The 15,490-nt window shown below is 48.2% G+C and carries 11 protein-coding genes; 7 read left to right on the top strand and 4 right to left on the bottom strand.

The window, feature by feature from the left end:
- The first annotated feature begins 7 nt into the window (after positions 1-7).
- The 6 genes from K4H25_RS06985 to K4H25_RS06960 all read left to right on the top strand — a co-directional run bounded on the left by K4H25_RS06985 (position 8) and on the right by K4H25_RS06960 (position 7,614).
- Entirely contained in the window at positions 8-571 is a 564-nt protein-coding gene (locus K4H25_RS06985; RefSeq protein WP_221022608.1) for a DUF4390 domain-containing protein, read from the top strand.
- A complete protein-coding gene (locus tag K4H25_RS06980; RefSeq protein WP_221022607.1) occupies positions 568-2,694 on the top strand; it encodes a sensor histidine kinase in 2,127 nt (708 codons plus the stop codon). Before K4H25_RS06985 ends, K4H25_RS06980 begins: the two co-directional genes overlap by 4 nt.
- Entirely contained in the window at positions 2,687-3,988 is a 1,302-nt protein-coding gene (locus tag K4H25_RS06975) for a sigma-54-dependent transcriptional regulator (RefSeq protein ID WP_173533631.1), read from the top strand. The genes K4H25_RS06980 and K4H25_RS06975 overlap by 8 nt, the downstream gene beginning before the upstream one ends.
- Positions 3,989-4,071: 83 nt before the next feature.
- Positions 4,072-5,448, top strand: coding sequence for a Trk system potassium transporter TrkA (gene trkA, locus K4H25_RS06970; protein WP_221022606.1), 1,377 nt, complete (start codon positions 4,072-4,074; stop codon positions 5,446-5,448).
- Complete coding sequence (locus K4H25_RS06965; RefSeq protein WP_221022605.1) at positions 5,449-6,918, top strand: TrkH family potassium uptake protein; 1,470 nt, start codon at positions 5,449-5,451, stop codon at positions 6,916-6,918.
- A 60-nt stretch (positions 6,919-6,978) separates the two neighbouring features.
- Positions 6,979-7,614 (top strand): LysE family translocator, encoded by a 636-nt coding sequence (locus K4H25_RS06960; RefSeq protein WP_221022604.1) that lies wholly within the window; start codon positions 6,979-6,981, stop codon positions 7,612-7,614.
- Positions 7,615-7,758: 144 nt separating this feature from the next.
- Here the strand turns inward: K4H25_RS06960 and K4H25_RS06955 are convergent, their stop codons facing one another.
- Positions 7,759-8,730: a GGDEF domain-containing protein gene (locus tag K4H25_RS06955; protein WP_221022603.1), complete on the bottom strand. Its 972-nt coding sequence runs from the start codon at positions 8,728-8,730 to the stop codon at positions 7,759-7,761.
- 140 nt (positions 8,731-8,870) lie between these two features.
- Between K4H25_RS06955 and mpl the strand changes: the two genes are divergently transcribed.
- Complete coding sequence (gene mpl, locus K4H25_RS06950; protein ID WP_221022889.1) at positions 8,871-10,244, top strand: UDP-N-acetylmuramate:L-alanyl-gamma-D-glutamyl-meso-diaminopimelate ligase; 1,374 nt, start codon at positions 8,871-8,873, stop codon at positions 10,242-10,244.
- 120 nt (positions 10,245-10,364) lie between these two features.
- Here mpl and murB read toward each other — a convergent pair whose 3' ends face one another.
- The 3 genes from murB to ppc form a co-directional block, all read right to left on the bottom strand.
- Positions 10,365-11,381 carry a UDP-N-acetylmuramate dehydrogenase gene (gene murB, locus K4H25_RS06945; protein WP_221022602.1) on the bottom strand — a complete coding sequence of 339 codons (1,017 nt, stop codon included), beginning with the start codon at positions 11,379-11,381 and terminating at the stop codon, positions 10,365-10,367.
- 751 nt (positions 11,382-12,132) lie between these two features.
- Positions 12,133-12,609: a hypothetical protein gene (locus tag K4H25_RS06940; protein ID WP_221022601.1), complete on the bottom strand. Its 477-nt coding sequence runs from the start codon at positions 12,607-12,609 to the stop codon at positions 12,133-12,135.
- 27 nt (positions 12,610-12,636) lie between these two features.
- Complete coding sequence (gene ppc, locus K4H25_RS06935; RefSeq protein ID WP_221022600.1) at positions 12,637-15,399, bottom strand: phosphoenolpyruvate carboxylase; 2,763 nt, start codon at positions 15,397-15,399, stop codon at positions 12,637-12,639.
- Positions 15,400-15,490 lie beyond the last annotated feature (91 nt).

Below are 15,490 nucleotides of genomic sequence, written 5' to 3'. Positions count from 1 at the left end.
ATACCTGTTGGGTATCTTGCTGCTGCTATGCGCATACTATGCGCATGCCGGCAGCATTAAAACCATCAAATCCGAAGTTGAATTCAATGGCAATCATATCGAGCTAGCGGGGCGTTATTTAGTCACCCTATCGCCAGAAATCGAGACCGCATTAAAAAATGGTCTTTCACTGCCATTTACCTACGAATTTAAACTTACAAAACCTAAATTTTATGCTTGGTATCGCAATTTAACCGACAGCTTTAATTCCACCGCTAGTATCACTTATCGACTCAGCTACCAGCCGCTTACCCGACAATATCGCCTCAATACCAGTGGCCTCACTCGTAGCTTTAATAGCGCCGAAGAAGCGCTGGTCGCACTGAGTATTATTCGCGGCTGGACTGTGCTTGAAGGCAGCAATATTGATAGCGACGACTTTGCTGGCAAAATTCGCTTTCGTTTAGATCACTCGCTATTACCCAAATCGTATCAACTCACCGCTTTAGGTGATGAAGACTGGGTGCTCGACTCTGGCTGGCATGAATTACAACGTCCCGTCAGCACACCCTCAGCCGAGCCTGTGCCATGAAAAAACTATTAATTTTTCTCGGCGTTTTGGGTACGATTTTATTATTTCTCTTGGCTTCGGCCTCGGGAAATACCTCAGAATCTTCGCAATACTACAAACTGATCTTAGCGCTCAACGCCCTACTGTTGATCGCACTTGCCGTTTTGGTGGGCTCTCGCCTCACCCAATTACTCAAGCGAGTAAGAAGCAAAGTTTTTGGCTCTCGGCTCACCATTCGTATGGTCTTGATGTTTTCCTTGGTCGCGGTACTACCAGGCGCCTTGGTTTACACGCTTTCAGTGCAATTTTTAAATCGCTCCATCGAAACCTGGTTTGACGTTCGAGTGGATAACGCCCTCGATCGTGGTCTCAATTTGGGCCACAACGCGATCGATTACCAGCTCAATGACTTGCAGCGCAAAGCCAGCGTTATCGCGTGGGACATTCACGACAATAGCCTGAGTGCCTTACTAGAGCGCCTCTCCAAACTACGCGATCAAACTGGCGTTCAAGAAATCACGCTCTTTGACAATAATGGCCAAGTGCATGCCCATATTGGCAATGAATACGCCAACTTAGTGCCTAGCCTACCCGATCGAAAAATCATTACTGAAGCGGGTCGAGGCAGTTACAAAGCCATTGAATCAGACCCCGTCAATGGCTTGATGATGCGCGTCATCGTGCAATTACCCGGCAGTGAGTTCTCCAATCGCGTCAAGCTGTTGCAATTACTACAGCCCGTACCCAAGCAATTGGCGCAAGACGCTGAATTAGTCGAACAAGTTCGCAGTGAGTACAAGCAGCTCTCGCAATCCAGAGAAGGCCTGAAACTCATTTTTAGTCTCACCCTCACCATGGCACTGACGATGGCGCTGCTGGGGGCTTTGGCCTTAGCGATTTACTTATCAGACAAACTCGCAGCCCCGTTATCGGTACTCGCCGCAGGCACCCGAGCAGTGGCACAAGGTGACTTCACCCAACAGCACCCCGTAATTAGCCGCGATGAACTCGGAATTTTGACCCATTCGTTTAACCGAATGACCCGCCAGCTTTCCGATGCACGCGACACGCTAGAGCATAATCAAGCCGAACAAGCCGAAGCCAAAGCCTATGTTGAAGCGATTTTAGCTTCGTTATCGGCCGGGGTACTGTCACTCGATGAAGACTGGCACTTACAATCGGCCAATCACAGTGCCTTGCGCATTTTAGGGCTGGACCCAAGCCGAATCGGCGACTTGCCGCTCTCGAAATGGAATCAAGCCTACCCCAACCTCACCGCTTTTTTCGCGCATACCATTCATGGCTTTTTATCTGACGATGAAGTTTGGCAGCGGCAAATTGAACTCGACGCAGAAAAACGCGTACTCTTGGTGCGTGGCACCCGTTTAACACAAAAAATTGATGGCAGTGATGATTTGCACGGTTACGTGATGGTGTTTGATGACATTACTGAACTGCTCTCAGCACAGCGCGATGCGGCATGGGGCGAAGTCGCGCGCCGCCTAGCGCACGAGATCAAAAATCCGCTCACGCCGATTCAACTCTCTGCCGAACGAATGGAAATGAAGCTGGTGGAGAAACTCGATCCAGCTGGCGCTGACTTTTTGCGCCGTAACACGCAAACCATCGTCAAACAAGTGGCCGCGCTCAAACAAATGGTGGATGCCTTCCGTGATTATGCCCGCAAGCCATCTGGCAAAAAACGCCCGCTTGATTTGATACAATTACTTAATGAAGTGCTGGTACTGTACGAAGCATCGCCCATCATGCTCGACTTTAAAGTACACGGCCCTCTCATGGTCAATGGTGACCCAACGCATTTGCGGCAAGTAATTCATAACTTGCTACAAAACGCCCAGGATGCAATTACCGATGCTGCAGAGCAAAGGATTTGCCTTCTGGTGGAAAAAGACGAAAAATGGGCACGTCTTTATATTGAAGACAGCGGCAAAGGCTTTCCAGCTGAACTCTTGCCACGTGTTTTTGAGCCCTACGTTACATCAAAGGCCAAAGGTACAGGTCTAGGTTTAGCAATCGTGAAGAAAATTATCGAAGAACATCACGGGCGCGTTCAGGTGGGTAACTCCACCGGTGCATTTGTTAGGATCGAGCTGCCGCTCTGGGAGGAAACAACTAGTGGCTAATCAAGATATTTTAATCGTCGACGACGAAATCGGCATCCGCGAACTTCTATCTGAAATCTTGCTGGATGAAGGGTATAGCGTTGCACTCGCTGAAAATGCAGAGGCTGCACGCAAATACCGTAACCAAGGTGAACCTCGTTTGGTGCTTCTGGACATCTGGATGCCCGACACCGATGGCGTGACACTACTCAAAGAATGGGCGCGTAACGGCCAACTCACCATGCCCGTCGTGATGATGTCAGGCCATGCCACCGTGGATACCGCGGTGGAAGCGACTCGCATTGGGGCGCTTGATTTTCTTGAAAAACCGATCGGCTTGCAAAAGCTACTGGCCACCGTCAAACGCGCTTTTTCGCAACCTGTGAATCAGGTAAAGCCGAATCAGGGTTTGCAGAGCCTCGGTAATAGCCCAGCGATTACTGCGCTGCGCGAGGCGCTTGACCAGGTTGCAAGCCAAACCCTGCCCATCACTTTAACCGGCGAACCAGGATCCGGTTTTGAAACGTGTGCCCGGCATTTAACCCGCCCGAACACACCATTTATTTCGCCAAGCTCCAACGAAGAACTCGCCTTGCCACCGCAAGACTTGCTCAATCGCGCCACGGGCGGCACCATCTTTGTTCGTGATATCGCTTGGCTAGATCGAAAAGCGCAAACCGGCTTACTCAATTTGCTGCCTAAGCTGGACAAATACAAAATCCGCTTAGTAACCGCATCCAGTCGACCACTCGATCAGCTCATTGGTCAGTGCGAACCTGAATTGCTACGCCAACTCACCCAGATTATTCTGGCTGTACCGCCGTTACGGGCTCATGCTGAAGACGTTCCAGCCATGGCCGAAGTCCTATTGGCGCAAACGGTCACCAGCAATAAACTCGGGCCACGGCGCTTTTCTAAGTCAGCTTTACAATTACTTAGCCAACAAGATTGGCCAGGTAATATTGATCAGCTGGCCAATGTGGTGAAAAGTCTCGCCCTCACCGGTCGCGATGGTGATATTGATATCTTGCCAGTTAGCCGCCTGCTCACGCAGTTGTCACCCAACTCGCAAGAGGCGACTTTAGGCGTGACGCAGCAAGCCATGCCGCTACCGCAAATCGATCTTGACTTGCCACTACGTGAAGCACGAGATCAATTTGAGCGGTTTTATTTAGAACGCCAAATTGAATTATCCAACGGCAATATGAGTCGTGTTGCCGAGCGAATCGGCTTAGAGCGCACGCACCTTTACCGGAAGCTAAAGCAATTGGGCATTCAAATGCCGCGTAAGCAACGCATCGCTGAAGAGCAATAACTCACGATACTGACGCAAAAAATCGGCCATTTTGTGGCCGATTTTTGTTTTTAAGCCGCTAATTCTGACTACGAGGGTTTATTTTGCCCAATATTTTAATTTTAGGTGCCGGACGAGTCGGCTCTTCGGTCGCTGAGCAACTGGTGCATGAACGCTACAATGTGACCATCGTGGATAACGATGCCAGCTTACTCAAACCACTGGCTGATCGCCTGGACTTACGCACCTTATTGGGTTCGGCCAATAGCCCAAAAACCCTCATCGCTGCCGGCATTGAAGATACTGACCTGCTATTAGCAGTCACACCTTACGATGAAGTTAATATCGTCGCGTGTAAAATAGCCCACGATCTATTCAATGTGCCGATTCGCTTAGCGCGAATCCGCGAGCAAGACTTGCTGAGCTACCCAAGCCTATTTAACGACAGTGGTTTTGCCGTCAATCACGTTATCACCCCTGCGCAGATTGTGACTGACTATTTAGTCAGCCTGATTGAAACCACCGAAGCATTGCAAGTTTTAGAATTTGCCGATGGTTTAGCCAAAATGATCGCCGTTCGCGTTGAAGCGGGCTCACAAATGGATGGGCAAGATTTAGCCTATCTCGCTCGAAAACTCAATCCGACCGAGTGCCGCGTGGTATCGATTTATCGCAGCAATCAACGCTTAAAGCCCAACGGTCAAGTGAGCTTAAAATCCGGCGATGAGGTGTTTTTTCTGGCAGCAAGTCGCGATGTCAGTCGCGTAATCAGTGAATTTTGCACCCAGACTCACCCTATACGCCGCATCACCATTTGCGGTGGCGGTAATGTTGGCTACCGGCTGGCCAAACAGATCGAAAAACGCTATGCGATCAAACTGATCGAAAACAATCGGGACCGTGCGCAATGGCTGGCGGAACACCTAAGAGATAGCTTAATTTTGCACGGCCAAGCGACTGATGAAGATCTGCTTGAAAACGAGCAAGTTGATCGTTGCGATTTATTTTTGGCACTCACTTCTGACGATGAAGACAATATCATGTCGTCTTTACTCGCCAAGCAAATGGGCGCTCGCCGCGTGGTGTCGATTATCAACCGCTCGCGCTACGTTGATTTATTGCAAGGCGGCAAAATTGATATTGCGCTCTCGCCAGCGCAAATCACCATTGGCGCGCTACTAGCTCATGTACGGCAAGGTGATATTGTCGCGGTGCATAGCCTACGTCGTGGCGAAGCTGAGGCCATTGAACTCGTTGCCCATGGCACGCCCGATACATCTAAAGTCATTGGCCGTAAAATCGAGGACATCAAACTGCCACAAGGCGCTGATTTGGCGGCCGTGATTCGCGACAACACCGTCTTAATGGCCCATCACGACACGGTGATTCTTAACAACGACCATGTGATTTTATTTATTGATAATAAAAGCCATATTCGTGACGTTGAGAAACTGTTTGCGGTTTCGTTAGGTTTTTTCTAAATGCAATTAGCACAAAAATTATTACCCACCGTCAATATCGTCGCTCGCGTCTCGATCTTGTTTTCGCTCAGTCTATTGGTGCCAATTGCGATGGCATGGTGGCGTCAAGACGCGGCTTTACTGCCATTTATTCAAGCTTTGATTGGTTTGCAGCTGTTTAGCATCAGCTTATTTTTGCTCACTCGGCATTACCGGCGAGAGCTAATGCCGCGCGATGGTTTTATTTTGGCCGTGGGTTTATGGACCGCGCTGCCTGCCGTTGCGGCAGTGCCATTGATGCTATACGACCCGCAGCTGTCATTTACCAATGCGTATTTTGAAACCATGTCGGCATTATCCACCACCGGTGCCACAGTCATGGTTGGCTTGGACCATTTGCCTCAATCGATTAATTTATGGCGGCACCTACTCAATTGGCTAGGGGGTATGGGTATCATCGTGTTGGCTGTTGCGATCTTCCCGCTATTAGGTGTGGGGGGTATGCAGTTATTTAAAGCCGAAACCCCGGGCCCAATTAAAGACAGCAAACTCACGCCACGCATTCATGAAACCGCCCGCAATCTGTGGCTGATTTACACCGGCCTCACCGTGCTTTGTGCGCTACTGCTGCGCTGGGTTGGCGGCATGAGCTGGTTTGATGCGGTATGCCACGCTTTTGCTGCGCTTAGCCTTGGCGGCTTTTCTACCCATGATGCCAGCGTCGGTTTTTTTAATTCGCCGCTGATTGAAGCGATTTTGATGCTGTTTATGTTGTTAGCAGCAACTAATTTTGCGACGCATTATTTTGCTTTATCGGGACGCAAACTCTCAGTGTATTGGCACGATTCTGAGTTCAAAGCCATGCTGCTACTGATTGCATCGAGCATTATCGGTTTAAGTGGCTTTTTAGTCTGGCAGCAAACCTATCCTGACTTTCTCACCTCCCTACGCCATGTTTCATTTAATTTAATCTCAGTCGCAACCGATTGCGGCTTTGCCAGCGTTGATTTTGGCCAATGGCCGATCTTTGCGCCCTTAGTGATGCTACTGCTATCGGCGATTACGGCGTGTGCTGGATCCACCGGCGGCGGTATTAAAATGATTCGCACTATTATCCAAACGCGTGAAGTCGGGCGGCAAATGTCATTACTGTTGCACCCTCAAGGGATTCATCCTTTACGCGTTAACGGCCAAATTATTCCCAATTCGATTTTGGCTTCAGTGATGGGGTTTATCTTTTTATATTTCACCAGCATTGTGGTACTCACTTTTGCCTTGCTGGTATCGGGACTGGATTTTATTTCCAGCTTTAGCGCCATTATTGCCTGTATTAATAATGCCGGCCCAGGCCTTGGTGAAGTTGGCCCAGCCAGTAATTATTCTGGCTTAACTGATTTTCAAACTTGGGTGTGCAGCTTTGCAATGCTCTTGGGACGATTGGAGATTTTCTCGGTTTTAATCTTATTTACTCGAGCTTTTTGGCGGAGTTAATTGCGCAATCAACACCTTAATTATTTGCAATACGTTTTAATCTGCTACGAAAGAAAAACAATGGAAACACTTTTTACTGGTATTTTGCTGTCTTTATCATTGTGCTTAGATATTGGCATGGTGAATGTGGCAATGATTGATGTCGCCATGAAGCATGGCCGCCGTGCTGGCTTTATTTTGGGACTGGGCTCTTGTTTTGCCGATTTGTTCTACGCCATTTTAGCGCTGCTTGGCATGCGCTATTTATTACAGTTTCCTGCTGTGCAATGGGTCACTTGGCTCGGTGGTGGCAGTATTTTGATTTATCTGGCGTGGAAAATGGCCAAAGAAGCATTACAAGACGCGCAGCGCGCCGAAACCGCCCACCCGCCCCTACCACCCAAACATCATTTATTTGGCCGTGGACTAATGCTGGCCTTGGCTTCACCCACGTCGATTTTATGGTTTGCCGCAGTCGGTGGCGCGCTGATCGCGCAAGCGACCGATGGCTCTTGGTTGAGCAGCGCGGAATTTTTACTCGGCTTTTTTATTGGTGGTGTCGCATGGAGTGCGGGGATTGTCTTTGCCAGTCACCACGGTGGCCAAGTAATGGGCAATCGCTTTAAGCAAGCTTGCCATGCGATTTCAGCGCTGCTGTATGTGTATTTTGCAATCCTTGTACTGCGTAATGGCTATCTTGCCCTTTGGCTGAACTAGGGTCTGTTGACATTGGGTTTGCCAACCGCATTGCTGGGTATTTTGGCCTAAGACAAGGCTCTAAGCGCTGGCGTAGTCATTTCTACGCCAGCGTTGGATAACGCAGCATCCGACCCAAAGCCGCCAAACACGGCAAGGTCGCGCTTAATCGGCGATTTCAGTCTTACCCCGTCCCGATTGCTTAGCGCGGTATAAAGCCTCGTCCGCACGCAACAATAAAGCACGGCCATTTTCGTCGTCTTTTAACTGCGCAATACCGGCAGAAAAACGCACTTCAATTCTTTGATTGTGGTGGATATAAGGCGTTCGGCCAGCAACTAATTTAAGTCGATCAATCACATAACTCGCACCGCGAACATCAGTGTCGACCAACAGCAGTAAAAACTCTTCGCCACCGTAGCGTACTAAAACATCGGATTCACGCAGCACCGCTTTGGTGAGGTTGGTCATGTGAATTAATACCTGATCACCAACTAAATGCGTAAATCGATCATTAATTAACTTAAAGTCATCCAAATCAATAATCGCCGCCGTTAAACGGCCATCAATACGCTGCGCGCGTTTGACTTCGCGCAGTAATAAATGGTCCAGCCCTTGCCGATTTAAAGCGCCGGTTAAGGCGTCTTGCTCAAGCACTTTGCGATTAAATGCCAAATCTTCTTCAATATGCCGAATCGAATCGCGAATGGTCTGTAAATCGCTATGCGATGTTCTCACCGTGGAATGCACATTATGCGTGGTGCTAATCACCACATTGAGCATGTCTTCTAAGGATGCTTGCGTTTCTTCAATACTGACTTGCTGCGCCACATGCGCTTGACGGACTTGCTTTAAATCACCAAGTTTTTGTTCAAAAACCTGATTTGAATCCGCCAAATTTTCTAATAAACATTCAGTCAGTAAACTTGCTCCATCCACAGCATCATCCAGCTTATACAACACCTGCCATGCCACTTGCATCTCAGTTGAGGTTTTGCTTTCTGGTGCCTTAATCGTCAAAATAGCGTTATAAAATTGGGTGTAATTTTCAGGCGTTGGCGGCAAAGCGCGCTCAGAAAGCCGCTTAAGTGCTATGCGGGCAATTTCCACCGGATTAACAGGGGTGGACAGAGTCATGGAATTAAAGCCTAATTGTTGGTTTATACTATTGCCCTCGATTGTAAGGACAAGTGCATACTTCGCCAAGTCCATTATTCAAAAACAATCGTTTTCATTTCACTTGATTTAATTTCGCCACGGGCACTACGGTTATCTCCATTATGCATATTCATATTCTTGGTATTTGCGGCACTTTTATGGGTGGCATTGCCGCACTCGCGCGCGCAGCAGGGCATACCGTTACCGGCTGCGATAGCAATGTGTATCCGCCGATGTCGACTCAGCTTGAAGCGCTCGGCATTGAACTGATTGAAGGCTTTGGCGTTGAGCAGCTAGCACTGCAGCCCGATTTATACGTCGTTGGTAATGTCGTTAAACGGGGTATGCCGCTGATGGAAGCGATTTTAGATGCGGGACTCCCCTATACCTCAGGCCCGCAATGGCTGGGAGAACAAATTTTACAAGATAAGTGGGTATTGGCGATTGCCGGTACGCACGGCAAAACCACCACCACGGGCATGCTGGCATGGATTTTAGAATACGCTGGATTAGCCCCCGGATTTTTAATCGGCGGCATCCCTGAGAACTTCGGCATTTCGGCGCGCTTGCCGCAAACACCACGCCAAGATCAGCACAGCACCTCGCCATTTTTTGTCATTGAGGCCGATGAATACGATACGGCATTTTTTGATAAACGCAGTAAATTCGTGCATTACCGCCCACGCACCGCCGTTTTAAATAATTTAGAGTTTGATCATGCCGATATTTTTGCTGATTTAACGGCGATTGAAACCCAATTTCATCACTTGGTTCGCACGGTTCCCAGCCAAGGCCGCGTGATTGTGAATCGCAAAGAAGCCAGCTTGCAACGCGTACTCGATCGCGGTTGCTGGAGTGAAACTGAGTTTTTTGCTGGGAGCGAGCACGGCTGGCAAGTGGGTACCGTGTACCCAGATGGCTTTGAAGTCTTACTCGATGGTCAAGCACAAGGCCGTTTAACGTGGGCGTTGATGGGCGAGCACAACGCGCACAACGCCTTAGCGGCGATTGCGGCAGCGCGCCATGTAGGCGTTACGCCAAGTGTCGCCATTGAGGCTTTGGGGCAATTTGCCAATGTAAAACGACGTATGGAAATTAAAGGCTGCGTCAATCAAATCACCGTCTATGACGACTTTGCCCATCATCCTACGGCCATCGCCACCACCATTGCAGGGCTACGCGCCAAAGTCGGCAATGCGCGGATTTTGGCCGTGCTTGAACCGCGATCGAATACGATGAAGCTCGGCACAATGAAAGCCGCCCTGCCCGCCAGCTTAGCCGCTGCCGATCAAGTTTATTGTTATGGCGCTAATTTAGGCTGGGAGCCTAGCGAAGCATTGGCTCAATTGGGCGATAAAGCGCAAAGTTTTAATGACATACCGGCATTAATCCAAGCGATCACGGCATCCGCGCAAGCAGGAGACCATATTTTAGTGATGAGTAATGGTGGCTTTGCTGGCATCCATGACGCTTTACTCAAGGCCTTGGCATAAGCCGCAAAATAGTCGCAAACGCGGCTAGCAAACCACACGGCTACTGGCCATAGAATAAAAAGAGAGCGATACAGGGTATCGCTCTCTAATCCATATTGAATAATACCTAGCTAAACATACCTACCATTTAACCGGCTCAGACTCTAAAGCCAATTCAAAGCGTGCGGCGACATCGGCCTGCACTGCTTGCTCCAAAGCCAGTACATCGGCGGCGGTTGCCCCGCCATGATTAACCAAGACTAAAGCTTGCTTTTCATACATGCCAACCGGTCCCAAGCGCCGCCCTTTCCAACCAGCTTGTTCAATCAACCAGCCAGCAGCCAATTTATACTGACCATCGGCCAAGGCATACGCCACCATTTGCGGGAAGCGCGCCTGTAATTTTTGGTAATGCTCAGCACTAACGATAGGATTTTTAAAATAACTGCCGGCGTTGCCAATCACAGCGGGATCGGGCAGTTTGGCTTGGCGAACTTGGCAAATAGCTTGTGAAACACTACTCGGCGTTGCCGGCAATTGCATCGCCTGTAAAGCGTGAGCAATATCACCATAATTGGTTTTGGTTTGATGATTTTTTGGTAAGCGAAATACGACCTCACAAATCAGCCAAGGCGTTGTCGATTGCTTAAAAAAACTATCGCGGTAGGCAAACTGACATTCGGCGGCGCTAAATTGTTGCATCTGGCCACTGCTTAAATCAATCGCGGTCAAGTGATCCAAGGTATCTTTAAGCTCAACGCCGTAAGCACCAATATTTTGCACTGGTGCAGCGCCGACAGTCCCCGGAATTAAAGACAGGTTTTCCAGCCCACCCCAGCCTTGCGCCAAGGTCCATTGCACAAAAGGATGCCACAGCTCGCCCGCCGCCGCTGCGACGTACCACGCCTCATTATCCTCGCGTAATAAGCGCTTTCCTTTAAGCTCGACATGAACAACCACGCTATCGAGCGACTCGGATAAGACCAAGTTACTACCGCCACCTAAAATCAGCCATGGCCGCGTATTTAATTCAGGATCGAGCCGCCATGGTTCAAGTTGTTCGATCGACTGTAGGTGTAAAATTCGGGATGCATAGGCGGTCAAACCCAAGGTATTCATTGCGCTTAAATTCGCACGCGGGCTTAATGAAGCAGACATAATCATCACAACAAAGCAAAAGGCGATTATCCACCACTTTGCGTACGGGATAAATAAAAAAACCCTTCCACAAGGGAAGGGTTGATTGGCAATCCTGCACTACGTCAGCAACACAAACCCCGATCGAGTTCAGTTACGCCCTGTCATGACTTCATCTGTATAGCTTGAGTCATCAATGCCGCTCAAGCTTTTATATTTCTAGCGTTATTAGTCTCCATCCTCATTATTTTTGGCATTACCCGCGCAATCGAACTGGTCTTGCCTCAACCTTAAAAATGAAAGATTAATGTAATAATTATTCATTTTTAATGATTGCATCGCGCCAAAATTATATTTTTGATCACGACAAAGTCTATTTAGTAGCAAAGTATTTTTCCTGTCAAGCGCCTCAACCATGAAATAAACCCATTTGAAAATGCGCACAATAATCAACGAGTGGGACTACCAAATACGGCAAAAACACTATTGCTGCACCGCAACAAAACTAAATAAATTGCATTTATCTATACCTATTTCGCGAAAAATAAAATATTGCAACGCAGCATTAACAAATAATGATGTAGTCAAAAACGCAACAAATCAATTTATTAATATCAAAAAGAGATGGCGTATTTCCGACACTTTTAGAAATAAGCAGAACAGCCACTTAAACCAGCTTCTGTAATGTTAATATTTTATTACAAAAAAATAACAAGGCAGTAATTAATTCCATAATTAAATTACACTTTAAAGTGGCTAGCAAGTGGTATTGCTATGGTCGGTTACCCAAATTCCAGCGCGCGCAATACCATTTGGTTTTCTCTGCTGAAGTCGGCACTAAGACACTACCAAATTGAGATAAAAACCGCGGATATGGCCCAGCAAGCTCGACAAAGCGCATACCGAGTCGCTCTTCGATATTTTTTCTAACCGTGGCCACCGGCGAATTAATCAATACGCCAACCATCAATGCACCAGATTCTGGGATATTTACAAAAATCTCTTGGGCGCTATTACCAGCTAACTGCGCATTTTTACCAGCGTACCACTCAGCCTCGCCCCAAACTCGAATTGGCGGGTCTAAATGTAATCGAAAATAACTTCGCCACCACTCTGTTGACCATTCACTACGACAAGCTAAAGCCGCTTCGACTTTATCGCTAAAATGACTGGGTAAGGCCCAAGTTGGCGCAGAATGCAAAAACGCCACCATACAGCCGCAAGCAAACAATTGTTTTACTGGGCGCATGGTGGCGTTTCCTTTTATTGCGAGTAATTAGCCGCTATTGCGTAAACCGGCTGAAACCCCGTTGATGGTCAAATGCACCGCATGACGTAATTCTTCCGAATCATCACCGCTACGGATTCGTTTCAGTAATTCAACTTGCAAATGATTGAGTGGATCTAAATATGGCAAGCGATTGTCCAGACTACGTGCCAACATTGGATTGTCACCCAATAATTGATCATGCTCAGTAATCACCAACACGGCATCCACCGAGCGTTGCCATTCAGCTTTAATCCGGCCAAAAATACGCTTGGCAATCGCTTGATCCTGCACTAACTCAGAATAGCGTTCGGCAATGGCAATATCCGATTTAGCCAATACCATTTCCATATTTGAAATCGTTACTTGCAAGAACGGCCAAGTTTTATACAGCTCACGCAATAACGCTAAGCCTTCTTCCCCGGTTTCATCCAGATACTCAGCCACTGCAGTACCAAAGCCATACCAACCAGGCAGCATTAAGCGGCATTGTGACCAAGAAAACACCCACGGAATCGCCCGCAAATCGCCAATGCTAGTGGTATTGCGACGGGCTGCTGGACGCGAACCAATATTCAAATTCGGAATCTCGGTAATCGGTGTGGCTTCTAGGAAATAAGTAATAAAGTCCGGCGTTGCATAGACTAAATCACGATAGAACTGATACGCGCGGCTCGACAAACGCTCCATCAACACACGGCGCGCTAAGACATCATCGGTTTGCTCAATCAAAGGCTGAAAGCTGGCGTCCAAGGTGGCGGCAACCAAAATCTCCAAATTACGTCGACCCACTTCACGGTCGGCATATTTGGCGGTAATCACTTCACCTTGCTCGGTGATGCGAATTTGCCCATTCACTGAACCGGCTGGCTGCGCCAAAATCGCATCGTAAGCCGGTCCACCACCACGGCCAACCGTACCACCACGACCATGGAATAAACGCAGCGTGACACCGGCAGCAGAAAACACTTCGACCAAGTTAAGCTCGGCTTTATAGAGTTCCCAGTTTGACGTGAGATAGCCGCCTTCTTTATTCGAGTCAGAATAACCCAACATCACTTCTTGCACTTGATTGCGGCAATTGAGCAGCAAACGCCATTGTGGCAAGGCAAATAACTCACCCATGATTTTGCCGCTATCGCGCAAATCAGGGGTGGTTTCAAACAATGGAATGATATTAACTTTGCTGCGAACTTGCGGCGCCAATGACACCAAGCCCACGTCATTGAGCAACACAGCCACTTCCAACATATCCGAAACGGATTCACAGTTAGAAATAATATAATTCGGTAATACCGCCTCACCATAGCGCGCTTGTAATTCAGCGGCAGCGAGCAAGATATCTAATTCTTGCTGCACTTCAGGGCTATAGGTCACATCGTATGGGCAGATTAATGGTCGTGGGCTTGAAAGCTCACGCAGCAGTACCGTACGGCGAGATTGCTCGTTGAGCTTGCTGTATTCTTCTAAGCCCGCTTGCTGAAACAGCTCACCAATCATTTTTTCATGAATGGCCGAATTCTGACGCATATCGACTGGCGCTAAGAAAAAGCCAAATACCGATACGGCACGCTGCAAACGACGCAAACGACCATTGGCTAACTTCACTGCACCATGTGCTTTCAATGAACGTTCAATCGTGGCTAAATCAGCCGATAATTCTTCAACATTTTTATACGCGGCAGCCCGGGCCACATCGTGTAATTCATGGTGAAACGTACCGATTTCAAGCGCGGTAGCAAAAATGCGCGATGCAATCGCCGATACCGCCTGACGATAAGGTTCGCCAATTTTGCGATTTTTATCGTCAACAGCGCTTTCAGCCAATTCAGACAACGCTTGATCCACTGCCACCAAGCGCGTCGACATCGACAATTCGCCCTCAAGCTTCAAGCATTGTTGGTAGTAATGATCTAATGCCACGCCAGCTTGGCGTGACACGGCGTAGCGCATCACATCGGCCGTCACATTGGGGTTGCCATCGCGATCACCACCAATCCAGCTACCGACTTGAATAAAGTTCGGTAATTGAATGGCTTCACCGCTCATATCAGAAAACTTGTCTTCTAAGTCTTGATAAAGGCGTGGAATTTCATGCAAGAAGGTATTACGGAAAAAGGTCGAACCATTTTCAATTTCATCTTGCACGGTCAGTTTTACCGTACGCACTTCGCGGGTTTGCCACAAAGTCAGCATCACCCGTTCCATGGCTTCTTGATTGTCGCGAACTTCTTCTGGCGTCATCTGGCTACGATCGCGCTCTGTCAGTAAGGCCGCGAGCGCATTATGACAATTGAGTATGGTTTTACGCTTCACTTCTGTCGGATGCGCTGTCATCACCGGGGCTATCAGTGTATCCGCCAATAACGCTAACATTTCAGATGGCTTAACGTTACGTTCTAACAAATCATCAATCACCGCTGCAATACTGCCACGCTGTGGTTTTGAACCGGCAATTTTATGCGCGCGGCGGCGGCGGTTATGGTGCAAATCCTCTGCTATATTAGATAAATGCGAGAAATAACTAAATGCACGCACCAAGGCCATGGTGGTTGGCATATCCAATATCGACAAGGAACGCGCCAATGCTTTACCCGCATCAGGTTCGTGCCCTTGCACGTAGCGGAAAGCAAGTTGACGAATCGCTTCAATTTGTTCAGCAGTTGCAGCACCAGCCTGTTCACGAATCGTGTCAGACAACAAGGCAGCAAGCAGATCAAGATCTCGCTTTAAGGGTTGGTCTTTCTCAGCAATAGGTAAGTTCACAGGCATGGCAGTCCAACTTTTTGGAAATTCAAGACAATATTTTTTCTATCTTACCAAAAAATACCAATTTTTGCGTCACTAAGTGTCAGCAAGCTAT

The sequence above is a fragment of the Deefgea piscis genome, assembly GCF_019665785.1.
Classification (GTDB): Bacteria; Pseudomonadota; Gammaproteobacteria; order Burkholderiales; family Chitinibacteraceae; genus Deefgea.
The sequence above is the reverse complement of the archived record's forward strand: the minus strand, read 5'-3'. Positions and strand labels throughout refer to the sequence as shown.

Bases quoted from the DNA above. Each gene is read 5' to 3' on its own strand.
- K4H25_RS06960 (WP_221022604.1), top strand. From the start codon at position 6,979: ATGGAAACACTTTTTACTGGTATTTTGCTGTCTTTATCATTGTGCTTA.
- K4H25_RS06965 (WP_221022605.1), top strand. From the start codon at position 5,449: ATGCAATTAGCACAAAAATTATTACCCACCGTCAATATCGTCGCTCGC.
- murB (WP_221022602.1), bottom strand. From the start codon at position 11,381: ATGTCTGCTTCATTAAGCCCGCGTGCGAATTTAAGCGCAATGAATACC.
- ppc (WP_221022600.1), bottom strand. From the start codon at position 15,399: ATGCCTGTGAACTTACCTATTGCTGAGAAAGACCAACCCTTAAAGCGA.
- K4H25_RS06980 (WP_221022607.1), top strand. From the start codon at position 568: ATGAAAAAACTATTAATTTTTCTCGGCGTTTTGGGTACGATTTTATTA.
- K4H25_RS06955 (WP_221022603.1), bottom strand. From the start codon at position 8,730: ATGACTCTGTCCACCCCTGTTAATCCGGTGGAAATTGCCCGCATAGCA.
- K4H25_RS06940 (WP_221022601.1), bottom strand. From the start codon at position 12,609: ATGCGCCCAGTAAAACAATTGTTTGCTTGCGGCTGTATGGTGGCGTTT.